This is a genomic window from Vibrio gangliei (assembly GCF_026001925.1).
Classification (GTDB): Bacteria; Pseudomonadota; Gammaproteobacteria; order Enterobacterales; family Vibrionaceae; genus Vibrio; species Vibrio gangliei.
In genome coordinates this window covers 1,091,537-1,115,783 of sequence record NZ_AP021869.1, presented here as the reverse complement: position 1 = coordinate 1,115,783, position 24,247 = coordinate 1,091,537, and the positions used below count along the sequence as shown (strand labels likewise).

At 44.1% G+C, this 24,247-nt stretch carries 23 protein-coding genes; 2 read left to right on the top strand and 21 right to left on the bottom strand.

Going from position 1 to position 24,247, the window contains the following annotated elements; genetic code table 11:
• Positions 1-166: 166 nt before the first annotated feature.
• From prpF to aspS, 21 genes are all read right to left on the bottom strand, one after another.
• Positions 167-1,381, bottom strand: a complete 1,215-nt coding sequence (gene prpF / locus Vgang_RS05080; protein WP_105902755.1) for a 2-methylaconitate cis-trans isomerase PrpF — start codon at positions 1,379-1,381, stop codon at positions 167-169.
• 20 nt (positions 1,382-1,401) lie between these two features.
• A complete protein-coding gene (acnD, locus tag Vgang_RS05075; protein ID WP_170066846.1) occupies positions 1,402-3,984 on the bottom strand; it encodes a Fe/S-dependent 2-methylisocitrate dehydratase AcnD in 2,583 nt (860 codons plus the stop codon).
• A gap of 53 nt (positions 3,985-4,037) precedes the next feature.
• A complete protein-coding gene (gene prpC / locus Vgang_RS05070) occupies positions 4,038-5,165 on the bottom strand; it encodes a bifunctional 2-methylcitrate synthase/citrate synthase (protein ID WP_105902756.1) in 1,128 nt (375 codons plus the stop codon).
• A gap of 238 nt (positions 5,166-5,403) precedes the next feature.
• The gene (gene prpB, locus Vgang_RS05065; RefSeq protein ID WP_105902757.1) at positions 5,404-6,309 is read right to left on the bottom strand and encodes a methylisocitrate lyase; all 906 of its coding nucleotides are present in this window, start codon (positions 6,307-6,309) and stop codon (positions 5,404-5,406) included.
• Between the two features lie 29 nt (positions 6,310-6,338).
• On the bottom strand, positions 6,339-7,031 hold the full coding sequence (locus Vgang_RS05060) for a GntR family transcriptional regulator (RefSeq protein ID WP_105902758.1): 693 nt from the start codon (positions 7,029-7,031) through the stop codon (positions 6,339-6,341).
• Between the two features lie 260 nt (positions 7,032-7,291).
• Entirely contained in the window at positions 7,292-8,353 is a 1,062-nt protein-coding gene (nadA, locus tag Vgang_RS05055; RefSeq protein WP_105902759.1) for a quinolinate synthase NadA, read from the bottom strand.
• Between the two features lie 140 nt (positions 8,354-8,493).
• Positions 8,494-9,276 (bottom strand): tol-pal system protein YbgF, encoded by a 783-nt coding sequence (gene ybgF / locus Vgang_RS05050; protein ID WP_105902760.1) that lies wholly within the window; start codon positions 9,274-9,276, stop codon positions 8,494-8,496.
• Between the two features lie 14 nt (positions 9,277-9,290).
• Positions 9,291-9,806, bottom strand: a complete 516-nt coding sequence (gene pal, locus Vgang_RS05045) for a peptidoglycan-associated lipoprotein Pal (RefSeq protein ID WP_105902761.1) — start codon at positions 9,804-9,806, stop codon at positions 9,291-9,293.
• A gap of 36 nt (positions 9,807-9,842) precedes the next feature.
• Positions 9,843-11,156 carry a Tol-Pal system beta propeller repeat protein TolB gene (gene tolB, locus Vgang_RS05040; RefSeq protein ID WP_245879950.1) on the bottom strand — a complete coding sequence of 438 codons (1,314 nt, stop codon included), beginning with the start codon at positions 11,154-11,156 and terminating at the stop codon, positions 9,843-9,845.
• A 72-nt stretch (positions 11,157-11,228) separates the two neighbouring features.
• Entirely contained in the window at positions 11,229-12,197 is a 969-nt protein-coding gene (gene tolA, locus Vgang_RS05035; protein ID WP_105902808.1) for a cell envelope integrity protein TolA, read from the bottom strand.
• 7 nt (positions 12,198-12,204) lie between these two features.
• Positions 12,205-12,654, bottom strand: a complete 450-nt coding sequence (gene tolR, locus Vgang_RS05030; protein ID WP_105902763.1) for a protein TolR — start codon at positions 12,652-12,654, stop codon at positions 12,205-12,207.
• A gap of 2 nt (positions 12,655-12,656) precedes the next feature.
• Positions 12,657-13,343, bottom strand: a complete 687-nt coding sequence (gene tolQ / locus Vgang_RS05025) for a protein TolQ (RefSeq protein WP_105902764.1) — start codon at positions 13,341-13,343, stop codon at positions 12,657-12,659.
• Positions 13,333-13,734: a tol-pal system-associated acyl-CoA thioesterase gene (gene ybgC, locus Vgang_RS05020; RefSeq protein WP_105902809.1), complete on the bottom strand. Its 402-nt coding sequence runs from the start codon at positions 13,732-13,734 to the stop codon at positions 13,333-13,335. Before ybgC ends, tolQ begins: the two co-directional genes overlap by 11 nt.
• Positions 13,735-14,229: 495 nt before the next feature.
• Complete coding sequence (locus Vgang_RS05015) at positions 14,230-14,538, bottom strand: cyd operon YbgE family protein (protein WP_105902765.1); 309 nt, start codon at positions 14,536-14,538, stop codon at positions 14,230-14,232.
• On the bottom strand, positions 14,531-14,638 hold the full coding sequence (gene cydX / locus Vgang_RS05010) for a cytochrome bd-I oxidase subunit CydX (RefSeq protein ID WP_027697179.1): 108 nt from the start codon (positions 14,636-14,638) through the stop codon (positions 14,531-14,533). Before cydX ends, Vgang_RS05015 begins: the two co-directional genes overlap by 8 nt.
• Positions 14,639-14,650: 12 nt before the next feature.
• A complete protein-coding gene (cydB, locus tag Vgang_RS05005; protein ID WP_105902766.1) occupies positions 14,651-15,787 on the bottom strand; it encodes a cytochrome d ubiquinol oxidase subunit II in 1,137 nt (378 codons plus the stop codon).
• Positions 15,788-15,801: 14 nt separating this feature from the next.
• Positions 15,802-17,388, bottom strand: coding sequence for a cytochrome ubiquinol oxidase subunit I (gene cydA, locus Vgang_RS05000; protein WP_105902767.1), 1,587 nt, complete (start codon positions 17,386-17,388; stop codon positions 15,802-15,804).
• A 479-nt stretch (positions 17,389-17,867) separates the two neighbouring features.
• Positions 17,868-18,881 carry a Holliday junction branch migration DNA helicase RuvB gene (gene ruvB, locus Vgang_RS04995; protein ID WP_105902768.1) on the bottom strand — a complete coding sequence of 338 codons (1,014 nt, stop codon included), beginning with the start codon at positions 18,879-18,881 and terminating at the stop codon, positions 17,868-17,870.
• A gap of 15 nt (positions 18,882-18,896) precedes the next feature.
• Positions 18,897-19,514 (bottom strand): Holliday junction branch migration protein RuvA, encoded by a 618-nt coding sequence (gene ruvA / locus Vgang_RS04990; protein ID WP_105902769.1) that lies wholly within the window; start codon positions 19,512-19,514, stop codon positions 18,897-18,899.
• Between the two features lie 110 nt (positions 19,515-19,624).
• Positions 19,625-20,146, bottom strand: coding sequence for a crossover junction endodeoxyribonuclease RuvC (gene ruvC / locus Vgang_RS04985; protein ID WP_105902770.1), 522 nt, complete (start codon positions 20,144-20,146; stop codon positions 19,625-19,627).
• Between the two features lie 116 nt (positions 20,147-20,262).
• The gene (gene aspS / locus Vgang_RS04980; RefSeq protein ID WP_105902771.1) at positions 20,263-22,050 is read right to left on the bottom strand and encodes an aspartate--tRNA ligase; all 1,788 of its coding nucleotides are present in this window, start codon (positions 22,048-22,050) and stop codon (positions 20,263-20,265) included.
• 374 nt (positions 22,051-22,424) lie between these two features.
• On the opposite strand from aspS, the gene cmoA reads away from it, so the two are divergent.
• Both cmoA and cmoB read left to right on the top strand, forming a co-directional pair.
• The gene (gene cmoA / locus Vgang_RS04975) at positions 22,425-23,153 is read left to right on the top strand and encodes a carboxy-S-adenosyl-L-methionine synthase CmoA (RefSeq protein WP_105902772.1); all 729 of its coding nucleotides are present in this window, start codon (positions 22,425-22,427) and stop codon (positions 23,151-23,153) included.
• 74 nt (positions 23,154-23,227) lie between these two features.
• The gene (gene cmoB, locus Vgang_RS04970; protein ID WP_105902773.1) at positions 23,228-24,199 is read left to right on the top strand and encodes a tRNA 5-methoxyuridine(34)/uridine 5-oxyacetic acid(34) synthase CmoB; all 972 of its coding nucleotides are present in this window, start codon (positions 23,228-23,230) and stop codon (positions 24,197-24,199) included.
• Positions 24,200-24,247 lie beyond the last annotated feature (48 nt).

Genomic DNA, 24,247 nt, shown 5'->3' with positions numbered 1-24,247 from the left:
CTTCCATAAATTATGAAACCTAGAATTAGACTCAGTTTATCAAGTCTTGGGGTCATTGGAATATCGCAATTGTGCAAACCGCGTTTCAATTAACATTATAGATAGATATCTAGCACACTATCTGATGCTCAAAAAGTCCATCATATTAAGAGGAGCTACTAAAAATTTATCCACTTACCGGAACCCTCACCCATCCTTCCATGAGAATGCGTGCGCTGCGGCTCATGCTGGCTTTTTCGATTTTCCAACCTTTAGCACCATCAGGACCTTGACTATATACGGCTTTCGCCCCGACTTTGAGTGTGCCCGATGGATGTCCAAACACCACTGAATCGCGTTCTCCACCACCAGCAGCACGGTTGACAACCGTACCCGGAATACTCGCCGCCGAACCAATCGCCACAGCGGCCGTTCCCATCATGGCATGGTGTAATTTGCCCATCGACAGTGCACGTACAAGCACGTCAATATCGTCATCTTCAATCAATTGCCCGCTTGAAGTTACATAGCTTTTCGGTGGGCTAACGAAAGCCACTTTTGGGGTATGCTGACGTGTTTGTGCTTGCTCTACGCCGTCAATTAAACCCATTTTAACCGCGCCGTAAGCACGAATACTTTCAAACATTGCTAATGCTTTTTCATCATTATTAATGTCTTCCTGTAACTCTGTGCCGTGATAACCAATCGCTTCAGCATCAATAAAAATAGTCGGTATGCCCGAATTAATGAATGTCGCTTGAACGAGGCCCACACCAGGCACTTGCAAGGTATCAATCACATTACCGGTTGGAAACATCGAGCCTTCACCAGCGGCAGGTTCGATAAAATCAACTTGAATTTCAGCGGCTGGAAACGCTACGCCATCCAGCATAAATTCGCCCATTTCCACCACTTCGCCATTGCTTATAGGCACATGGGTCACAATCGCTTTATCAATATTGGCTTGATGGATCGTCACTTCAAACAGGCCATTTTCAGGAATTTTATCGGAATCAATGAGCCCCATGTGAATCGCGCACGCGCCCACCGCGGATGACAAATTGCCGCAATTTCCACTCCAATCAATAAATGCTTTATCAATCGACACCTGGCCAAACAAGTATTCAACATCAAAATTGGGATCATCACTTTTCGATAAAATCACCACTTTACTGGTACTGGATGTCGCGCCACCCATCCCATCAATATGTTTGCTATACGGATCAGGGCTGCCAATTATTCTCATCAATAATGCATCTCGTGCCTGTCCCACTTTTTGGGTTTCAATAGGCAAATCAGCAAGATGAAAAAACACACCTTTACTGGTCCCGCCTCTCATGTAGGTGGCTGGGATTTTTATTTGCGCCCCCTCAATCTGTGACGCCGTAACTAATTCATCCATGATATTTACCTCTTAAACCATCACTCTTGCATTAAAAAGTCCTGAGCAAAGCGCTGTAACACACCGCCTGCCTGGTAGACCGACACTTCATCTTTGGTATCTAAACGGCATGTCACCGCCACATCCAATTTTTCGCCATTACGACGAGTAATGATGAGCACCAAATCTGCACCAGGTTTGATTTCCCCTTTCACATCAAAGGTTTCAGTGCCATCCAGCTCTAACGTATGGCGTGCCTCACCCGCTTTAAATTGCAATGGCAGCACGCCCATACCGACTAAGTTAGTACGGTGAATACGCTCAAACCCTTCGGCCACGATCGCTTCGACGCCCGCAAGACGAACCCCTTTGGCTGCCCAATCACGTGATGAGCCTTGACCATAATCTGCCCCTGCGACAATGATCAAAGGTTGCTTGCGCTGCATGTAAGTTTCAATTGCTTCCCACATTCGAGTCACTTTGCCTTCTGGTTCAATTCGCGCCAAAGAGCCTTGCACGACTTGACCGTTTTTCATCACCATTTCATTAAACAGCTTAGGGTTGGCGAACGTGGCTCGTTGGGCCGTTAAGTGATCACCGCGGTGGGTGGCGTACGAATTAAAATCTTCTTCCGGCACGCCCATTTTCGTCAGATATTCTCCTGCTGCGCTGGAGGCTAAAATCGCATTGGATGGGGATAAATGATCGGTGGTAATGTTGTCGCCCAAAATCGCTAACGGGCGCATATTGGCTAAAGTACGCTCTGCCGCCAACGCCCCTTCCCAATAAGGTGGACGACGAATATAGGTACTCATTTCACGCCATTGATAAAGCGGCTCGCTTTGTTTCGCATGAGTTTGAGGCGCGAACATTTCCACATAGATTTGTTGGAATTGCTGTGGCTTCACATATTGGTTTACCGCAGCATCGATTTCTTCGTCACTTGGCCATAAATCATTGAGATAAATAGGCTCACCTGCGGAGTTGGTGCCTAATGCATCTTTTTCAATATCAAATCGAATTGTACCCGCCAATGAGTAAGCCACGACTAATGGAGGTGATGCAAGAAATGCCTGTTTGGCGTAAGGATGGATACGGCCATCAAAATTACGGTTACCAGAGAGCACCGCGGTGGTATACACATCGCGCTCGATGATTTCTTGCTGAATCTCAGGGGCCAGTGCGCCACTCATGCCATTACAAGTGGTACAGGCATACGCCACAATGCCAAACCCTAATTGTTCTAGCTCCGGTAGCAAACCTGATTCTTCGAGATAAAGTTTGGCGACTTTTGAACCCGGCGCAAAAGAGGTTTTTACCCAAGGCTTACGAACTAACCCCAACTGATTAGCTTTTTTAGCGACCAAGCCCGCAGCGACCACATTACGAGGGTTACTGGTGTTGGTGCAGGACGTAATGGCAGCGATGATCACCGCACCATCAGGCAATTCACCCTCAGACTCTTGCCAAGCACCGGCAATACCACGCTCTGTTAGTTGGCTGGTTGGCAAGCGGCGATGCGGATTCGATGGACCCGCCAAATTGCGCTGCACACTGGATAAATCAAATTCCAGCACACGTTCGTACTGCGCTTGGGCTAAATCATCCGCCCACAAACCGGTTTGTTTAGCGTATTGCTCCACCAATTTCACTTGCTCATCATCCCGGCCGGTGAGTTTTAAATATTGAATGGTTTGTTCATCAATGTAGAACATGCCTGCGGTCGCGCCGTATTCTGGCGTCATATTAGAAATGGTCGCGCGGTCACCAATGGTTAAATCACGCGCCCCTTCGCCAAAAAATTCTAAATACGATGACACCACTTTTTGCGAGCGTAAGAACTCAGTGATCGCCAAAACAATATCGGTCGCGGTAATACCCGGCTGCCGTTTGCCGTTAAGTTTCACACCCACAATATCTGGCAAGCGCATCATGGATGGACGCCCCAACATCACGGTTTCGGCTTCAAGCCCACCCACGCCAATCGCAATCACACCTAAAGCATCGACATGCGGTGTGTGGCTGTCTGTGCCCACGCAAGTATCAGGGAAGGCGATGCCCTTTTGCACTTGCACCACAGGCGACATTTTTTCCAAATTGATTTGATGCATGATGCCGTTGCCCGCAGGGATCACACTGACATTTTCAAACGCGGTTTTACACCATTCAATAAAATGAAAGCGGTCTTCGTTGCGACGATCTTCTATTGCGCGGTTTTTGGCAAATGCATCCGCTTCAAAACCGGCATGTTCCACTGCCAGTGAATGGTCCACAATCAATTGCGTTTCTACTACCGGATTCACCTTGGCAGGGTCACCACCTTGCGAGGCGATTGCATCACGCAGGCCGGCTAAATCCACCAGCGCGGTTTGACCTAAAATGTCATGGCACACCACACGCGCCGGATACCAAGGAAAATCCAAGTCTCGTTTACGCTCAATCAGTTGGATTAGACTGGCTTGCAAATCTTGCGGCTCACAATGGCGCACTAAGTTTTCCGCCAACACGCGCGAGGTATAAGGCAAGGTTTGATACGCGCCTGCTTGAATCTCTTCTACTGCCGCTTTGGCATCAAAATATTCAAGCCCCGTTCCTGGCAACACTTTACGATATTGGTTATTCATACAACTTCCTATGTTTTTAATCACTCACAGCGTTCTTTGCTCACTGACAGCGGTTAGCGTTGCTCAATCGGGACCCAAGTTTGGTGCCCTGGCCCAACATAATCAGCACTTGGGCGAATAATGCGGTTATTGGCGCGTTGCTCAAACACATGCGCCGCCCAGCCAGTTAAACGACTCATGACAAATATCGGAGTAAACAATTTGGTGGGAATATCCATAAAGTGATAAGCCGAAGCATGGAAGAAATCAGCATTACAGAATAGGCCTTTTTCGCGCTTCATTACCGCTTCTACCCGCTCAGACACCGCATACAAATGATCGTCACCGACATCTTGCGACAGTTTTTTCGACCATTCTTTGATCAGTGCGTTGCGTGGATCAGACTCACGATATATCGCGTGCCCAAAGCCCATGATTTTGTCTTTGTTTTCCAGCATACGCAGGATATTTTGCTCGGCTTCATCAGGGGTTTTCCAAGCTTGGATCATCTCCATTGCCGCTTCATTTGCGCCGCCATGCAAAGGCCCACGCAAGCTACCAATGGCGCCAGCCACACAAGAATGAATATCAGATAATGTTGATGCGCACACGCGAGCGGTAAAAGTCGAGGCATTAAACTCATGCTCAGCGTATAAGATCAGCGAGCAGTGCATCACTTTACGGTGCAACTCGCTTGGGGTTTTGTCGGTAACGAGTTTTAAGAAGTAACCTCCAATGGAGTCTTCACTGTGATCAAAAGTATCAACACGCACGCCATCATGACTAAAACGATACCAATAACAAATAATCGCAGGAAACAGCGCTAGCATACGTTCTGTCGCCGCTTGCTGCTGGCTAAAGTCTGCTTCTTGTTCAAGGTTACCTAGCACCGAACAACCGGTACGCATCACATCCATTGGATGGGCATCAGCAGGAATAAGTTCAAGCGCTTGCTTGAGTGCCTCAGGCAAACCACGTAAACCTATCAAGCGGGTTTTGTATTCATCTAATTCGGCTTGTGTTGGCAAGTGACCAACCAACAATAAATGAGCCACTTCTTCAAATTCGGCATGGTGAGCCAAATCGGTAATATCGTAACCGCGATAAGTTAACCCTGTCCCTGTTTTACCCACTGTACATAGTGCAGTTTCACCAGCCCTTTGTCCTCGTAAACCGGCACCGGATAATGGCTTGTTTGTCATGTTTGAACTCCTTTTCGATTTCACTGCATTTGCTCTTTTGGCAACAGCACTCATTGGCGCTTAGTTTTGTCAGTGAAATCCTTTCACGTTATGGATTTTTTCGTATCTCGTTACTAGGTCGCTACGCTTATCGTGTCTCGAGGTTGTTCTTTTCCGAATCACGAGCAGCAAGGCGCCCGAGACTCGAAATTCGACTACTCTTTTCAGCTCCCGAGCGTAGCGTCCTCGTAATCCAGCTCTATTTTTGTTCTTCAGAAAATAGTTGATCTAGCTTATCTTCATAATCATGGTATTTCAGATGCTGATACAACTCATTGCGGGTTTGCATACTGTCGAGCAACGCTTCTTGATTGCCTTCGGTAAGTAGATGCTGATACACCATTTCTGCGGCTTTATTCATGGCGCGGAATGCACTAAGCGGATACAGCACCATATCGACACGCGCTTTGGCGAGCTGCTCACAATTAAATAAAGGTGTTTGACCAAACTCAGTAATGTTGGCAAGAATAGGCACTCGGCGGCCGATGGCAGATTCTAGTGATTGCGAAAACTGCACGTATTGATCGAGTTGATTCATGGCTTCAGGGAAAATCATATCCGCGCCCGCTTCCACACAAGCAATCGCGCGTTCAATCGCTTTATCAATCCCTTCTACCGCTAACGCATCGGTTCGTGCCATCACGACAAAACTGTCATCACAACGTGCATCAACAGCAGCTTTGACTCGATCGACCATTTCTTGCTGGCTAACAATCGCTTTATTAGGACGATGACCACAGCGTTTTTGTGCGACTTGATCTTCCATGTGCACGGCACCCGCACCAGCTTTTTCCATCGCTTTAATAGTGCGAGCAATATTGAATGCGCCACCAAATCCAGTATCAATATCCACCAGCAGCGGCAAATCACAGGCATTGGTAATACGTTCTACATCCACCAGTACATCATTTAAGGTCGTAATGCCTAAATCCGGCAAGCCATAAGATGCATTGGCAATACCGCCACCGGATAAATAAATCGCCTGATGACCAATGTTTTTTGCCATCATGGCGCAATATGGATTAATGGTGCCGACAATTTGTAGCGGATCATTTTGCTTTACCGCTTGGCGAAACTTTTGTCCTTGAGTCAAGGCGTGTGACATGGTGTTCTCCCTATCATCCGTAATATTGGTTAATCAATTAATTGGATTTGCTGCTCGATCAATTTACGACTGCCAGAAATATGACGACGCATTAGCATTTCAGCCAATTCTTCATCTCTATTTTTTATCGCTTGGAATATGAATAAATGCTCATTCAACGCCTCAACGGGTCGGGAATGACTGCGCGGTGATTGATAACGGTACATACGCAGCAAATGATAAAGTTCATCGCACAACAAGCTTATAAGTTGCGTATTACGACTGGCTTTAATAATGCAGTAGTGAAAGTCAAAATCACCGTGTTGGTGAAAATAGGACTGCCCTTCCGATTGGTCGATGTGTTTCGAATGTGTCGACAATACTGATTCTAAGGCCTCTATCTCTTCATCAGTAATCAAACGTGCCGCAAGCCTAGCCGCCATCCCCTCCAGTGCCTCACGCACGGCATACAGATCAAGCAATTTTTGTCGCGAAAAGGTCGTTACCCGTGCACCAATGTGAGGAATACGTTCAATTAACCCTAAGCCCTCTACCCGCATAATGGCTTCACGTAATGGGCCACGACTGACATTAAAACGTCTCGCAAGCTCAGGCTCTGAGATCTTACTACCTGGTAATATTTGTCCATTCACGATGGCCTCAATCAAATATTCTGTCAGGTTTTCCGACTTAGTATTTTCTTTACATTCAACACTCGATTTATTCTCTGTAGCAACGTTCATTTTTCACCTTTCACTTTTGCGCACTATCTATTCAAGCAGCAAAGTGTCAACAATCTGGATTTTATGGTGATAAAATAGACAAGGATACAGAGTTCAGTCAACAGAATTGTCGACAATTCTGGTGTTGATAATAAAATTAATAGAGTTTGTGTGAGCGGCGTGGCAAAAAGTGGCTGTAAAAAAAAAGCATTCCGAGTTATTCACTCGAAATGCTCAATTTTTTTAGATCGAAGGTTAAGCCTAGTGGAAAACGCTAAACTCTACGCGTTTCCTTTCACTTTAAGATTTAAAGATTCAGCAAAGTCCAACATACGATTTAGCGGGATGAGTGATTTAACGCGAGTTTCCTCATCAACAAAGATCTCATGTTCTGCACCACCTTCTGATAATGCACTTTCAATCGCTTTCAAACCGTTCATTGCCATCCACGGGCAATGAGCACAGCTACGACAAGTTGCACCGTTACCTGCTGTAGGAGCTTCAACTAATTCTTTTTCAGGTACCAATTGCTGCATTTTGAAAAAGATACCTTTATCTGTTGCAACAATCATTTTTTGATGTGGTAGCTCTTTAGCTGCTTTAATGAGCTGACTGGTAGAGCCTACAGCATCAGCAAGTTCTACCACGCTAGCCGGTGATTCCGGATGAACTAATACGGCGGCTTCTGGATATAAAGCCTTCATATCTTTCAGAGCTTTTGCCGAAAACTCATCGTGCACAACACATTCGCCCTGCCAGAGCAACATATCTGCGCCGGTTTTCTTGGCTATGTATGAACCTAAATGGCGGTCTGGGCCCCAGATGATTTTTTTATCTTCTGAGTCTAAATGTTCAACAATTTCGAGTGCAATACTAGAGGTTACAACCCAATCTGCGCGAGCTTTTACTGCCGCTGATGTATTGGCATACACAACCACAGTATGATCTGGGTGAGCATCGCAGAACTCGGTAAATTTATCGGTTGGACAGCCAAGGTCAAGCGAACATTCAGCTTTTAACGTCGGCATTAAAATACGCTTTTCTGGGGTAAGAATTTTCGCCGATTCACCCATAAAGCGAACGCCAGCGATGATCAGTGTCGATGCAGAATGACGGTTACCAAATTTGGCCATTTCGAGTGAGTCACCCACAAAGCCGCCGGTTTCTTCTGCCAGTGCTTGGATTTCAGGATCGGTGTAGTAATGTGCAATTAATACTGCATCTTTTTCGATCAGAAGTGCTTTGATTTTTTGGATGTAATCAGCTCGCTCTTGCACCGAAAGTGGCACAGGCTTAGGAGGAAATGGATATACAGTGTCGATTGTGTCGTTGATATGCGCCATTGCTCTTACTCTACGCAGTTCTAATAATCAGGACATTGTACACCTATTAAATACAATTCTAAATTTTATGCGCTAGAAAAAATTAAACCACCTGTTAGCGGTGGCTTAATGACGATAATATTGCAATAAATGTTGGGTGATCACATATTACTTTTCGCAAGCTTAGCGGCAGAAGAATCTGGATATTCGGCAATCACTTGCTTGTAATATTTCTCAGCAGCTTGCGCGTTATTATTACGCTTGGCAATATCGCCTAGTTTCACTAGAGCATCGGCACGCTTAGATGAGTCTTTGTAACTCACAACTGCTGCAAAGCTTTTCGCTGAATCCACATCTTGCTTTTTAGCAAAGTAAAGTTGGCCTAACCAATAGTGCGCATTAGCTGCATAACCTGAATTAGGGTATTTAGCTTGAAAATCATTTAGCGCTGTAATTGCACCATCATAATCACGATCTTTTAAGATCAAATCGACAGCGGCTTGATAAGCTGCTTGTTCATCTTCTGAGGCATTAATAATTTCAGAAGAAGCCGCTACTGCTGCAGTTGCACTAGCTGCGCTAGATGATGTGGTACTGACACCTGTTTTTTTCAGGTCATTGACTTCAGTGCGAAGTTTGTCTAATTCAATGAAGAGCTGGCGCTGACGTTCCACCATTTGCTTCATATCGTAGCTATTACGCTCAATAGTTCCACGTAGTTTCGTTAATTCATCTTCTTGCAAATCGACTTGTTGCTGTAGACGAGCTTGTACACGATTGCTGTTATCTAGCAGACGTTGCAGTCGTTGAGCGGTAGTTTCAGAAGAACCGGAGGTTGGAATCGAGTCATTGAGGTCAGATACTGGAGCAGATGCAGCAAGCACTGGGCTTGCTGCACATACTAGTAACGTAAGCGTAATAACTCGCTTAAAGTTACCAAACATAATTATCGCCTATATTAGTAAACGACAACTGCACGACGGTTTTTAGAGTAAGCCGCTTCAGTTTGACCCATTTCTAGAGGCTTCTCTTCACCGTAGCTAACGATAGAGATTTGATCAGCTTGAACACCTAGCGCTTGTAGGTATTTAGATACTGCTTCTGCACGACGCTCGCCTAGTGCGATGTTGTACTCAGGAGTACCACGCTCATCAGCGTAACCTTCGATGGTTACATTGATATCTGCGTTAGTGCTTAGGAATTTAGCGTGAGCTGCTAGGATATCTTCGTACTCAGAAGAGATTTCAGAGTTATCGAACTTGAAGAAAACGGTTGAGTTTTCACGAAGTTGTTGTTCTAGTTGCTCTTGTTCAGATAGTGCTGCACTCTCATCCACTGGAGTTGCTACTGCTGTTTGCTCTGCAGTAGTTTGAGAATCTGATGCATTCGCTGCGTCATCGCTAGAGCTACATGCCGCTACAGTTAGTAGAGGTAGTGAAATAATTAGCCCTTTTAGAACTTTATTAAGTTGCATATTTTTTCTTCCTTATATTGTCAAAACTATCTTTTATTATAAATACGGCGACCAAGCCGGTGCTTTTACTCGCCCGTTGGTGGCCGGTAGTCTAGCTTTAAAACGCCCGTCAATTGAAACCATTGAAAGAACATTTTCTCTATTATACATAGAGCTATATATCACCATACTACCATTTGGTGCAATACTTGGAGACTCATCCAACTGTGTTTTTGTCAACACTTGAACTGCTCCAGTTTCTAAATCTTGTTTAGCAATATTAAAACCATTTGAATTTCGGTTTACCATTACAAGGAAACGTCCATCAGGAGTAATTTGCCCACCAAGATTTTGACTGCCTTGCCAAGTCAATCGTGTTGTAGATTGATCTGACAAATTCACTTTATATATTTGCGGTGAACCCGCTCTATCCGATGTGAAAATTAATGATTTACCGTCTGGTGCCCAAAATGGTTCAGTGTTGTTAGAACGACCAGAAGTGACTTGCGTTAATTTACGTGTCTGTAAATCTAAAATGTTCACCTGCAAGCTACCGGTTTTCGACAACACTAGCGCCAGTTTCTTACCATCTGGAGAAAACTCTGGTGCACCATTGTGACGAGGAAATGCGGTTAACACTTCCGTTTTGCCAGTATAAATGTCCATCATATAAAGCTGAGCACGCCCAGTTTGGAAGCTCACATACGCTAACTTACGTGCATCTGGTGACCAAGCTGGTGACATAAGAGGCTGTTTTGAACGTAAAACTAAGCGCTCGTTGTAACCATCATAATCGGCAATACGCAATTCGTACGGGTAGTTACTGCTGTTGTTCACTACAACATAAGCGATACGCGTTAAGAATGCGCCTTTTTCATCAGTTAATTGTTCATAAACGAGATCTGAGATGCGGTGTGCATATTCACGTAGACGTTTTGCTGGCACCACGGCACGCTTACTAAATAATAAATAATCTTTCGATAAAACCAGCTTACCATCTGAATTTAGCGCTTTACTTTGACCATTATTCAAGTGACCACGCACGATATCAGATAATTGATATTGAATTTCGTATTGGCCATTTTCAGCGGGTTTAATCGTACCGGTAACAACAGAATCTACACCCAACTTGTTCCAAGCTGAGAAATCTATCTCACTGTCGCTGTATGGTGTTTGCGGCATTTTTGATGTGGCGACTGGGCTGAATTTACCACTGCGCTGTAAGTCAGAGGCAATCACAGCGGATACATCTTGCGGTAGTTGTCCAGTACCTTCCCATTTAAACGGCACGACACCAATTGGGCGGGCTGAGTTCTGTCCTTCGGTGATCACCAACTCTAACGCTGCATTTGCCGTTTGGCTGGCGAGCATGCCGACACAAAATAATCCTAATAGAAAACGTTTAATCACTGAATATTCCTTTTTGGTGCTGATACCAATCTGCTATAGATCAACCGTCAGATTGATGTTCTTCAATTGATCTGCGACATCTTGTTCTTTTGGCATTGGGAAGTTGCCGACTTGTGCAATAGCACGTCTTGCAGCAGAGCATACCGCTGCTTCCCCATCCACAGGTGTCACTTTGCTAACAATTGCATCGCTGCCTGTTTGTACCAGACGAATATTGATTTTGCATGATTTACCAGCAAAAGAGTCGTCTGTTCTTAATTTATCTTGAATCATCTGCTTATAGATTGCCCCATAGCGATCCAATTCTGAAGCAACATATTTTTGTCGTGCCGATGAAATTTGTTGAGTTTCCGCTTCAAGACCGGAGAAAATGTCATTCAAAGCGGCTTCTTGTGCTTCTTTTTCACGTGCTAAACGTGCTTTCTCTGCTGCTTCTTTTTGCGCTTTTTCTTTGGCGCGTTTTTCAGCTTCGGCTTTTGCTTCTGCGGCCGCCTTAGCTTCGGCAGCAGCTTTCGCTTGTTCCGCTGCTTTTTTCTCTGCTGCCGCTTTTGCTATTGCCGCTTCTTTGGCTTTGCGTTCGGCTTCAGCTTTGGCAGCGCGTTCTTTTTCAATTCGAGCGCGCTCTGCTTCTTGCTTTTGTTTTTCAGCTAGCTGGCGTTGTTTTTCCGCTTCACGCGCTTGTTTTTCCTGCTCGACCTTTTGCTCTTGCAGTCGACGTAAGCGCTCTTCTTCTTTCTTGCGGTTTTGCTCTAACTGCTGAGCTTGCTGACGAAGCTTTTCAACACGTTGCTGCTCAGCTTTACGTGCAGCGTCGCGCTGATCTCTAATGCTTTTCGCTTGCTTCTCAATTGCTTTTGGATCGATAACTACCGCTTCCACCATTTGGTGTTTCGGCTTTTTATCTTCATCAGAAAACCATGATCCTCCCAAAAGCAGTACAAACAAAACAATATGCAGTACAACTGAGATCAATATAGCTGATTTGTATTCTTTATTAAGCATCAACAAATTAGCGATTCTCTTTAATATCCGTTAACAGACCGACTTTCTCGATACCTGATTTATTGAGCTGATCAAGTACCAGTACGATATCGGCATAAGCGGTTTGTTGGTCGCCGCCCACCGCAACCGGTGATTTCGGCGATAAAGCACGTTCCGCTTTCACTCGAGTGATCACTTCTTCCATGCTCAGACCGCGTTCCATATCTTCATCATTCACGCTAACGCCCAAGTTACCTTGTTTATCAATCTCGACAATAATGAAGCTGGCATCGCTATCACCGGCGATATCTGATGCCGGTTTTGCGGTTTCAGTCTTTGGCAACTCAACTTCCACCCCTTGAGTCACAAACGGTGATGTCACCATGAAGATGATCAGCAATACCAACATTACGTCGATATAAGGAACAACGTTAATCTCGGCTTTTAACTGGCGCTTTTTTCGAACGTAGCCGGTCATAATTAGTCCTTATGCTCCGCCATTACTTGACGGTGCAAAATGCTATGAAACTCTTCTGCAAAGGTCGCGTAGTTATGCTCAAGCTTGGCCACTTGGTTGCTCAAACGGTTGTACGCCATAACAGCAGGAATGGCGGCGAATAGGCCCATTGCGGTCGCGACTAGTGCTTCAGCGATACCTGGTGCCACCATGGCTAATGTGGCTTGCTTTACTTGGCCAAGTGCGATGAACGCCGTCATAATGCCCCACACCGTACCAAATAGGCCGATATATGGGCTGATTGAACCTACTGTGGCTAAAAATGGTAATTGGTTTTCTAGCTCTTCCACTTCTTTTGATAGCGTCACGCGCATTGAGCGGCCCGCCCCATCCATCACATATTCAGCAGATGCACCATTAGTGCGACGCAGACGTGCAAACTCCGTAAAACCAGCATAAAAGATTTGTTCTGAACCGATAATGCTGTTTTTACGTGCTTTCACTTCGTGGTATAGCTGAGATAGGTCAACACCAGACCAGAACTTTTCTTCAAAACTGGCGGCATTTTTAGATGCTTTGTTAAGCACTTTACTTCTTTTTAGAATGACGGCCCAAGAAAGCACTGACATTCCAAGTAGAATTAGCATGACAAGTTTAACTAATAAACTCGCTTGTAAAAAAAGGTCAAAAATTGAAATATCAGCAGACACGGGCAAACTCCGACATAATGTTGCTTGGGATGGCTTGAGGTTTCATCTGTTTAATGTTGACACAGGCTACCTTAACCGTTGCTTTACACAAGATTCTGCCCTCAAGATTGACTAACTCCTGACAGAATGTGATGGAAGCTTTTTTTAAATTGACAATTGAGGTTAGCACTTCTAATTGTTCATCTAATTTTGCGCCTTGGATGTAATCAATATCCATATGACGCACGACAAAACCGATTTCTTGCTCAAGAAGTGTATTTTGAATGATGCCTTGCGCACGTAGCATTTCAGTACGAGCACGTTCAAAAAATTTCAAATAATTGGAGTGATAAACCACACCACCCGCATCGGTATCTTCGTAGTAAATGGTAATCGGCCATTTGAAGATCATTTTGGTCTGTTCTGTCACTTTATTACCTATCCGTAGATATGATACCAATCGTACTCATTATTTACTCATTCTTGCTTGTTAAAAGACTCGATAACTGCGTTATAAATTTCGACTGTAGGGCAAGCTACTTATCGAAAATTTATGCCTTGTTCTCAAGCCTTTTTCCTACGCAATTTATGACTAACTAATAAGTGTGATTGGTATAAATAAAAATCAATACACCTAAACTTGAGCTAGATGTCTGAATGCTGCATTCCACTATACAACAAGTTAAGCCTTTGAATAATATCCCTCACGACTTTTTTTGTTTGTATTTGTATTAATTGTTCGATTCTCATTCAGCGGCTTCATTTATCCCTTGTTATAGAAACAAAATTACAGCAAAAAGTTCAAACCTCTATCGCGAAAATGTGTATTAAGTCTGATTACAGCCATAAAAAAACCACCTTACCTCACGAGATAAAGTGGTTTGAGTAGTCTGTCCAAACTTATAACTTAGCTATGTAGAAAATACATCCAGCTAAAGTAAATCAGGATCGGGCCTGAAATGTACGGGCTGAATAAAATCTGCCAAACCCACAAAATAGGCTTGAACCCCACCGAGTAAATCAGTGAGCTGCATAATGACCAAATAAATAACAACGTCACCAGCAGATTAAAACCGCCTATTTCTTGCGCGTAAGCACGAGGCTCCCACATGAACATGCTGATATGAAACACCGTAACGATAAAAAACAGGGCCCTAAGAAGAGCCCTATCCATTGGTGAATGTATATCAGTCATTTTTTGACTAATGTTACTCACGATCCTCATCCATCATTTCAGAGTGCTCTAACCAAAGAGCATTGATAATACCGAATGCACAGGCAAGCAATACGCCTAGAATCCAAGCAAAATACCACATAATCGTTGCTCCTTAGTAAAGTGAGTTTTTGTTTTCTTCGATGTACTTGTCATCAAGACGGCCAAACATTTTGTAGTAGGTCCACGCTGTGTAACCCAAAATGATTGGTACCATAACAAAGGCGACACCTGTCATGATTTCTAGCGTTAGTAGGCTAGAAGTCGAATCCCAAAGCGTAAAGCTTACATTTGGATCCAAGCTTGAAGGCATAACGAATGGGAACATTGCAAAGCCTGAAGTTAAGATAACACCGGCACAAGTTAAGCTTGATGCTAAGAATGCCAGTAGATCTTTTTCAGTTTTTGCTGCCACTACCGCAACAAGTGCCATCACTACACCAAGAATTGGTGCAATCCACATTAGCGGGTAAGTAGCAAAGTTGTTCATCCAAGCACCTGGCTCACGCACTACTTCTTTCAATAGCGGGTTAGACGGTGCGTTAGTATCAATTACGCTCTTCACAACATAACCATCAATGTTTTGTACCCAGAAACCTGCTGCAACAAACAGTACTGCAACTAATAGGCCTGAAATGATTGATACTTTACGCGCACGGTCATGAACGTCACCAGTGGTTTTTAGCTGTAGCCATGCTGAGCCTTGTAGTAAGAACATGAATACGCTAACTAGACCACATAGAATACCAAATGGGTTTAGCAAACCAAAGAAGTTACCGTGATATTGAGACATCATGAACTCGTTTAGTTCAAACGGTACACCTTGAAGTAGGTTACCAAATGCCACACCAAAAATTAGCGGCGGTACGAAACCACTGATTGAGATACAAATATCCCAGTTGTTACGCCATTTTTGTGTTTCAATTTTAGAACGGTAATCTAGCGCCACTGGACGAAGCCATAACGCAGCAAGCGTCACGATCATCGCAAGGTAGAAGCCAGAGAACGATGTTGCATAAACCATTGGCCATGCAGCAAACAGCGCACCACCCGCTGTGATCAACCATACTTGGTTACCATCCCAGTGAGGCGCAATTGAGTTGATCATGACACGACGTTGATTATCAGTTTTACCGATAATTGGCACTAATGCGCCTACACCCATATCAAAACCATCGGCGATAGCAAAACCAACGAACAATACGCCGATCAGTACCCACCAAATAAATCGTAGAGTTTCGTATTCAAACATGAATTATCCCCTGCTTATGCTTCAACTTCGCGAGAAACTTTACCTTCTAAAGAAGTATCGTTTTGCTCGAAGTGGTAACGTCCTGTTTTTAAGCTACTAGGACCTTTACGTGCGAATTTTACCATCAAGTATACTTCTGCGATCAGCAAGCAAGAATAGAATGCAATGATGGCAAAGATTGAAGTAAGAATTTCACCGCGTGATAGCGCAGATGCGGCAACGCTTGTTGGTAGAATTTCACCTACCGCCCAAGGCTGACGACCATATTCTGCTACGAACCAACCTGCTTCAATCGCAATCCATGGTAGTGGAATACTAAATAGAGCAGCTTTTAATAGCAGAGGGTGTTTCTCAATGCGCTGACGACAAGTTTGGATAAATGCGAATGCAAATACTGCAAGCATAATCACGCCACATGCCACCATGATACGGAATGACCAGAATAGAGGCCAAACTTGTGGAATTGAGTCTTTCACTGCTTTTTGAATTTGGTCTTCAGACGCTTGTGAAATGTCATCAACATAACGTTTCAATAGCAATCCGTAGCCAAGGTCTTTCTTCACTTCATCAAATGCAGCAACGTTCTCTTCAGAACGGTCACCTGCACGAAGTTTTTCAAGTAGGTTATATGCAATCATACCGTTGCGGATACGTGCTTCGTGCTCTACTTCAAGATCAGAAATACCTTTCACTTCTTTGTCTAAAGAACGAGTCGCGATAATACCTAATGCGTAAGGAATTTGAATCGCATAGTTGTTCTTCATTTCATCTTGGCTTGGAAGTGCAAATGCGGTAAATGCTGCTGGTGCTGGCTCTGTATGCCACTCAGCTTCAATAGCCGCGAGTTTCGCTTGTTGAACGTCACCTAGCTCATAGCCAGAGTCATCACCTAGTACCAACGTAGAAAGAATCGCAGCCATACCAAAAGAGGCGGCAATAGCAAATGAGCGACGTGCAAATGCAACATCACGACCTTTCAATAGGTAGTAAGCACTGATACCTAAGATGAACATCGCGCCACAGGTGTAACCTGAAGAGACAGTGTGAACGAATTTAACTTGCGCAACTGGGTTGAAGATCACTTCAGAGAAGCTCACCATTTCCATACGCATGGTTTCGTAGTTAAATTCTGCCCCTACTGGGTTTTGCATCCAACCGTTCGCGATCAAGATCCAAAGCGCAGAGAAGTTAGAACCGATGGCAACCAACCAAGTTACAACAAGGTGTTGACGCTTAGATAGACGATCCCAACCGAAGAAGAATAAACCCACCATGGTTGATTCTAAAAAGAATGCAATCAAGGCTTCAATGGCAAGCGGCGCACCAAAAATGTCGCCTACATAATGAGAATAGTATGACCAGTTTGTACCGAACTGGAACTCCATGGTTAAGCCTGTAGCTACACCTAGAGCAAAGTTGATACCGAAAAGCTTACCCCAGAACTTGGTCATATCCTTATAGATCTGCTTCCCAGTCATTACATAAACTGACTCCATAATGGCAAGTAAAAATGCCATACCCAAAGTCAAAGGAACAAATAGGAAGTGATACATCGCTGTCATTGCAAATTGCAACCGCGATAGATCAACAACATCAATCATGGTGACTCCTTTTTATGTCGCTATCCGAGCCTGCACTGGCTTCATACAACGATTAGGATGGTTAAAAATTAACACATACAACAAGACAAACTGCGCGTGTTGCAAAATTGTGTATAAATAGTTATTGTTTTGTTAAGCACTATCTAATATAGTTAGCGCTAATATTACGCATTAAGCACATATGTTTCAAAAGGTTTCTAAACTATTTTTGAATAAGCCTATAAATTTGACAAACTTTCTAACAGTTTAGTGCTGCGTTACATATTTTGCGTGCTAGTGACGATCATTTTTTATTATTTAATTTCAGCGAGAAAAGAATTTTTACCTTCTGGCTGATTTCTCTCAAGCCTCGACTTGATCAGTGCAGAGTATCTGTAACACGTAATAGCCGAAGGATTGTAGAGATCTCTTCTTGGTATGCAACCAATAAAAAAGGGTAACAAACACTTCGTTACCCTTTTGTACACTAACTAATCTATTCAAAGAGTTGGCTTATCTATACCAAAATGCAAATAAGCCCTATCACTGGCTATTCGACCTCTCGGAGTTCGTTGTAAATAGCCTTGTTGAATCAAATAAGGTTCGATGACATCTTCGATGGTGTCTTTTTCTTCACCGATAGCAGCGGCCAAGTTATCTAGCCCTACCGGCCCACCAGAGAATTTTTCCATGATAGCCAGTAGCAACTTTCTGTCCATATAGTCAAAACCTTGATTATCGACATCAAGCATGTTCAAGGCTTTGTCTGCGGTATCAGAACAAATGTGCCCATTGCCTTTCACTTCAGCATAATCGCGCACGCGACGTAATAATCGGTTTGCAATTCGTGGTGTACCGCGAGAACGACGCGCCACTTCCAGCGCCCCTTCTTCTTCCATCGATAGACCTAAACAGTCGGCGCTGCGTTTTACGATGTGCTGCAAATCTTTGACTTTGTAATATTCGAGGCGCTGAACAATACCGAAACGATCGCGTAATGGTGACGTCAACGAGCCTGCACGAGTGGTGGCACCAATTAACGTGAAAGGTGGAAGATCAATTTTAATAGAACGCGCCGCTGGGCCTTCACCGATCATAATATCGAGTTGATAATCTTCCATTGCTGGATACAAGATCTCTTCCACCACAGGGCTTAGACGGTGAATTTCATCGATAAACAAAATATCGTTTTCTTCAAGATTAGTCAGCAGTGCTGCTAAATCGCCTGCTTTTTCCAGCACGGGGCCGGATGTGGTGCGAATATTCACTTCCATTTCATTCGCTACAATATTCGCTAAAGTGGTTTTACCCAAACCCGGAGGACCAAATACCAATAGATGGTCCAAAGGCTCATGACGTAATTGCGCGGCTTTAATGAAGATTTCCATTTGATCGCGCACATGGTCTTGGCCTTGGTAGTCAGACAAGCGTTTTGGTCGAATCGCTCGGTCGATAACGTCTTCGTCACGAAAAGTTGGGTTGTCGGCTGCTATTAAGCGATCCGCTTCTATCATTTATTTAACCTCGGATTAAACCATTGATTTCAGTGCTTCACGGATCACCGCTTCGCTACTCATGTCTGCTTTGGCGACTTGCGAAACTACTTTAGATGCCATCGCTGGTTTGTAACCTAATGCAATAAGTGCACTAACGGCTTCATCTTCTGCATTGTGGCTAGTACGTGAATCAGCTGAGTCTATCGGCGCAGCATCGGTTGCCGGAGTAAAGAGATCGTGTGTTACCCAGCCTTTTAAGCGATCTTTCATTTCAACGACGAGACGTTCAGCGGTTTTCTTACCCACACCTGGCAATTTCACTAATGTGCTAACATCTTCATGCTCTACACAAGAGACAAATTGTGACGCGGTCATGCCAGATAGAATCGCTAAGCCAAGTTTCGGGCCTACGCCATTGGCTTTGATTACTTCGCGAAAGAGTGCACGCTCTTTTACCGTATTAAAGCCATACAATAGCTGAGCATCTTCACGCACCACAAAGTGAGTATAGATAATCGCTTCTTCGTTTACATTGGGAAGTTCATAGAAACAACTCATTGGCATTTGAACTTCATAACCCACACCCGACACTTCGATTAAAACTTCAGGTGGCTGTTTTTCAATTAATATTCCGCGTAGACGACCGATCACTTTTTTATTCCTTTTACCAACATAGCGAACGCCATGCCTTTCATTCATTTTTGGTTATTGGGCTATAATAATGACTAACTGGATAAACATCCAGTATGAGTGCCATTTATTTAGCGATATCGACCACGTCTTGCACTGCTTGCTTTCCCTGCCAACGCTATTAAGGTTTTATTGGTGTTGGCGTGACAGATAGCCACACCAAGTGCATCAGCCGCATCGGCTTGAGGTTTAGCCGGCAACTTCAACATGCTTTTCACCATGTGTTGCACTTGAGCTTTATCTGCCCCACCGGTTCCGACTACCGCTTGTTTAATTAACCTTGCTGCGTATTCATATACTGGCAGTTCGGCATTGACCGCTGCGACAATAGCACTACCACGAGCCTGGCCGAGCTTTAACGCTGAATCTGCGTTTTTTGCCATAAAGACTTGCTCAATCGCGAATACATCGGGCTGAAACTGGGTAATGATTTCAGAAACGCCCGCATAAATTTGTTTTAACCGACCTGGCAACCCCTCTTCTGAGGTACGAATACAACCACTGCCTAAATAATGCAAATGGCGGCCTTCTTGGCGGATCACGCCGTAACCGGTAATTCGAGAACCTGGATCAATTCCAAGGATAATGGACATTTAATCTCTTTCTTTTTATATGTGTATGTTTGAAGTATAACGAGCTGCACAAACAAAAACACCCACAGGATCAAATGTGGGTGTTTTTCATCATATCGATTTTCGAGCTCAAGATATTACTCTTGATTGTTCTCTGCTGCGTCTTTAGCCACAGTCACCGCAATCGCCAACTCTTCTAGCGCTGCTGGGTTAGCAAGGCTTGGAGCGTTAGTTAACGGACATGCTGCTGCTGTTGTTTTAGGGAATGCGATCACATCACGGATGTTATCAGTACCACAAAGCAGCATCACTAAACGGTCTAAACCGAATGCCAAGCCTGCGTGTGGTGGCGTACCGTATTTCAGTGCGTCTAATAGGAAGCCAAACTTCAAACGCTGTTCAGACTCATCAATACCTAAGATATCAAACACAGTCGATTGCATTTCAGAGTTGTGAATACGAACTGAACCACCGCCAACTTCGTAACCATTCAGTACCATGTCGTAAGCGTTAGAGTTTGCTGCCGCAGGGTTTGCTTTTAGCTCTTCTGCTGTTACACCAAGTGGTGAGGTAAATGGGTGGTGCATGGCGTGAAGGTTGCCTTCATCATCTTGCTCAAACATTGGGAAATCAACCACCCAAAGTGGCGCCCATGCGTTCAGATCTGTTAGCTCAAGATCAAGACCTAGCTTGATACGTAATGCGCCCATTGCTTCTGACACGATGTTGGCTTTATCTGCGCCAAATAGAATGATATCGCCCGTTTGTGCGCCGGTACGCTCTAAAATGCCTTTAATCACATCTTCATTTAAGAACTTAGCCACTGGAGACTGAATGCCTTCTACACCAGCGGCAAGGTCATTCACTTTTATCCAAGCAAGACCTTTGGCACCATAAATACCAACGAAGCTGCCGTATTCATCAATTTGTTTACGAGATAGAGACGCACCGCCTGGTACACGGATTACGGCTACACGGCCTTTTTCATCGTTCGCAGGGCCAGAGAAGACTTTAAATTCAACGTCTTTCACTAAATCGGCAACATCAACAAGCTCCAGCGGGTTACGTAGGTCTGGTTTATCTGAACCAAAACGACGCATCGCTTCAGAGAATGGCATAACTGGGAATTCGCCTAGGTCAACGTTAAGCAGCTCTTGCCACATATCGCGAACCATTTTTTCTGTTACAGCACGAACTTCATCCGATGTCATGAATGATGTTTCGATATCGATTTGAGTAAATTCTGGCTGACGGTCAGCACGTAAATCTTCATCACGGAAACATTTCACGATTTGGTAGTAACGGTCAAAACCCGACATCATCAACAACTGCTTAAACAGCTGAGGCGATTGCGGCAATGCGTAAAAGCTACCTTTATGTACACGGCTTGGCACTAGGTAATCGCGCGCACCTTCTGGTGTCGCTTTAGTCAGTACTGGCGTTTCAATATCAAGGAAACCATTGTCATCTAAGAAACGACGAACGAAGCTGGATGCTTTAGCACGCAATTTAATGCGATCACTCATTTCAGGACGACGTAAATCGATGTAACGATATTTAAGACGTTGCTCTTCCGAGTTAGTTTGGTTTGAATCAAGCGGTAATGGCTCAGAACGGTTGATGATCTCAAGACCCGTTGCGAACACTTCCACTTCACCCGTTGCCATGTCTTTGTTGATTTGGCTATCAGGACGTGCGCGGACTTCACCAGTGAATTTAATACAGAATTCATTACGCAGTTTATTCGCCTCAGCAAAGACTTCTGCCATATCTGGGTCTACCACAACTTGAACAATGCCTTCACGGTCACGCATATCAATGAAGATAAGCCCGCCCAAATCACGACGACGGTTTACCCAACCGCATAATTCAACACTTTGTCCTACTAGGGACTTGTTCAGGTGACCACAATACTGGGTGCGCATAATGAATTTCCCAATCTCTTTTCTAATGAATAATCTCGGTGGAGCGGATGCTCGAAACACCATACAAAAAATTTCTTCTCTTTATACTTGGAAACCAGATAAAAATCGACCATCTCAGCCATTATTTCTTAGCTTTTACTTCATTAAACAACGGAATTGATTCAATTTCGCTCATTCGTTGCATGCAAGTTAATTTTACCCAGTCTGAGCGCAGCCTATTTTTGCTCAAAAAGCCATCATCTAATGTTTAATTTGTCTCCGCTTAAGTCAAAGCAATGAAATAAACTCAATTAACTTGCAAACACAATAGCGCTACTTAACAAGTTCCCTTAAAATAACAGGGTGTTAAATTCTGATATATAAAGTGAGTGGCAATGAGCAAGCGTGATGTGATTTTTTCTGCGCCAATAGAAAAAATGGGTGATTTTACTTTTGATGAAAGAGTGGCAGAAGTCTTCCCTGATATGATCCAACGCTCCGTGCCCGGCTACAGCAATATCATTTCGGCTATTGGCATGTTGGCGGAACGCTTTGCCAAACCTAGCTCAAATGTTTATGACTTGGGTTGTTCACTCGGCGCGGCTACCTTATCCATGCGTCGTCATATTGACCAAGAAAACTGTCAAATCATCGCCGTTGACAACTCTCCGGCCATGGTGGAACGCTGCAAACTTCATATTAATGCCTATCGTTCAGATACACCGGTGCAAGTCATTGAAGCCGATATTCGTGATATTGAAATCGAGAACGCTTCTGTCGTGGTTTTAAATTTCACACTGCAATTTCTTTCACCAGAAGATAGATTCGCTTTATTAGAAAAGATTTACGCGGGCCTCCGTCCTGGCGGTATTTTGATTTTGTCGGAAAAATACGTTTTCGAAAATCAGCCTGCTCATGAGTTATTAATCGACTTACACCACGACTTTAAACGTGCAAATGGCTACAGTGAACTGGAAATCAGCCAAAAACGCAGCGCAATTGAAAACGTCATGCGCCCAGACTCCATCGAAGCTCACAAACAACGTTTCGAAAAAATTGGCTTTAGTAGCTACGAAGTTTGGTTCCAATGCTTTAATTTTGGCTCTATGTTTGCCATCAAATAATCAACGATACCCTCAGCTGAGCATGTTGTTCATTTGCTTGAACCCCATGAACTTAATTTTTAGAAATGAGTGCTATGTTTAATTTTGCTAACTTTTACCAATTAATCGCCCAAGACCAACGCCTGCAACCTTGGCTCAATATTTTGCCACAACAATTAACTGATTGGCAAAATGCCGAACATGGTGATTTCGAACGCTGGGTAAAAGCGCTCAATAAAATTTCAGGCGCTCAACCTGATAACATTGATATTGCTACCCAAGTCAGTATCACCAATGATGAGCCTTTAGCAATTGGCGAGCAGAAAAAACTCGAAAGCCTTCTGCGTACTTTCCACCCTTGGCGTAAAGGCCCATACCATGTGCATGGCTTAGACATAGAAACGGAATGGCGTTCAGACTGGAAATGGGATCGCGTTTTGCCTCATATTTCTGACTTAACGCATCGTTCTGTACTCGATGTCGGTTGTGGCAATGGCTATCACATGTGGCGCATGCTTGGCGCGGGCGCACGTCTTTGTGTGGGAATTGACCCATCACATTTATTTTTAATCCAATTTGAAGCCATTCGTAAGCTAATGGGTGGCGATCAACGTGCTCATCTGCTCCCTCTTGGCATTGAACAGCTACCCGAACTAAAAGCATTCGATACGGTATTTAGCATGGGTGTGCTTTATCACCGCCGCTCACCGCTTGATCATTTGTATCAACTAAAAAATCAATTAGTGCCAGGTGGTGAATTGGTTCTAGAAACCTTAGTGATCGAAGGCGATGAAAACGCGGTATTGGTCCCTGTCGATCGCTACGCTCAAATGCGCAATGTTTATTTCTTCCCATCCGCTAAGGCATTAAAAGTATGGTTAGAAAAATGTGGCTTCATCAACGTGCGCATTGTGGATGAAAACGTGACTAGTACGGAAGAACAACGTAGTACTAACTGGATGACGCATAATTCGTTACCGGATTACCTAGATGCCAATGATCCAAGCAAAACCGTTGAAGGCTACCCTGCACCTCGTCGTGCCATTTTAGTTGCCACAAACCCATAGGCTGGGCTGCGTATCGATTTTGTCAGTCATTTTTCTGTCAAAGCTGTA

Bases quoted from the DNA above. Each gene is read 5' to 3' on its own strand.
- prpF (WP_105902755.1), bottom strand. From the start codon at position 1,381: ATGGATGAATTAGTTACGGCGTCACAGATTGAGGGGGCGCAAATAAAA.
- acnD (WP_170066846.1), bottom strand. From the start codon at position 3,984: ATGAATAACCAATATCGTAAAGTGTTGCCAGGAACGGGGCTTGAATAT.
- prpC (WP_105902756.1), bottom strand. From the start codon at position 5,165: ATGACAAACAAGCCATTATCCGGTGCCGGTTTACGAGGACAAAGGGCT.
- prpB (WP_105902757.1), bottom strand. From the start codon at position 6,309: ATGTCACACGCCTTGACTCAAGGACAAAAGTTTCGCCAAGCGGTAAAG.
- Vgang_RS05060 (WP_105902758.1), bottom strand. From the start codon at position 7,031: ATGAACGTTGCTACAGAGAATAAATCGAGTGTTGAATGTAAAGAAAAT.
- nadA (WP_105902759.1), bottom strand. From the start codon at position 8,353: ATGGCGCATATCAACGACACAATCGACACTGTATATCCATTTCCTCCT.
- ybgF (WP_105902760.1), bottom strand. From the start codon at position 9,276: ATGTTTGGTAACTTTAAGCGAGTTATTACGCTTACGTTACTAGTATGT.
- pal (WP_105902761.1), bottom strand. From the start codon at position 9,806: ATGCAACTTAATAAAGTTCTAAAAGGGCTAATTATTTCACTACCTCTA.
- tolB (WP_245879950.1), bottom strand. From the start codon at position 11,156: ATGCTCGCCAGCCAAACGGCAAATGCAGCGTTAGAGTTGGTGATCACC.
- tolA (WP_105902808.1), bottom strand. From the start codon at position 12,197: ATGCTTAATAAAGAATACAAATCAGCTATATTGATCTCAGTTGTACTG.
- tolR (WP_105902763.1), bottom strand. From the start codon at position 12,654: ATGACCGGCTACGTTCGAAAAAAGCGCCAGTTAAAAGCCGAGATTAAC.
- ybgC (WP_105902809.1), bottom strand. From the start codon at position 13,734: ATGATCTTCAAATGGCCGATTACCATTTACTACGAAGATACCGATGCG.
- cydX (WP_027697179.1), bottom strand. From the start codon at position 14,638: ATGTGGTATTTTGCTTGGATTCTAGGCGTATTGCTTGCCTGTGCATTC.
- cydB (WP_105902766.1), bottom strand. From the start codon at position 15,787: ATGTTTGAATACGAAACTCTACGATTTATTTGGTGGGTACTGATCGGC.
- cydA (WP_105902767.1), bottom strand. From the start codon at position 17,388: ATGATTGATGTTGTTGATCTATCGCGGTTGCAATTTGCAATGACAGCG.
- ruvB (WP_105902768.1), bottom strand. From the start codon at position 18,881: ATGATAGAAGCGGATCGCTTAATAGCAGCCGACAACCCAACTTTTCGT.
- ruvC (WP_105902770.1), bottom strand. From the start codon at position 20,146: ATGTCCATTATCCTTGGAATTGATCCAGGTTCTCGAATTACCGGTTAC.
- aspS (WP_105902771.1), bottom strand. From the start codon at position 22,050: ATGCGCACCCAGTATTGTGGTCACCTGAACAAGTCCCTAGTAGGACAA.
- cmoA (WP_105902772.1), top strand. From the start codon at position 22,425: ATGAGCAAGCGTGATGTGATTTTTTCTGCGCCAATAGAAAAAATGGGT.
- cmoB (WP_105902773.1), top strand. From the start codon at position 23,228: ATGTTTAATTTTGCTAACTTTTACCAATTAATCGCCCAAGACCAACGC.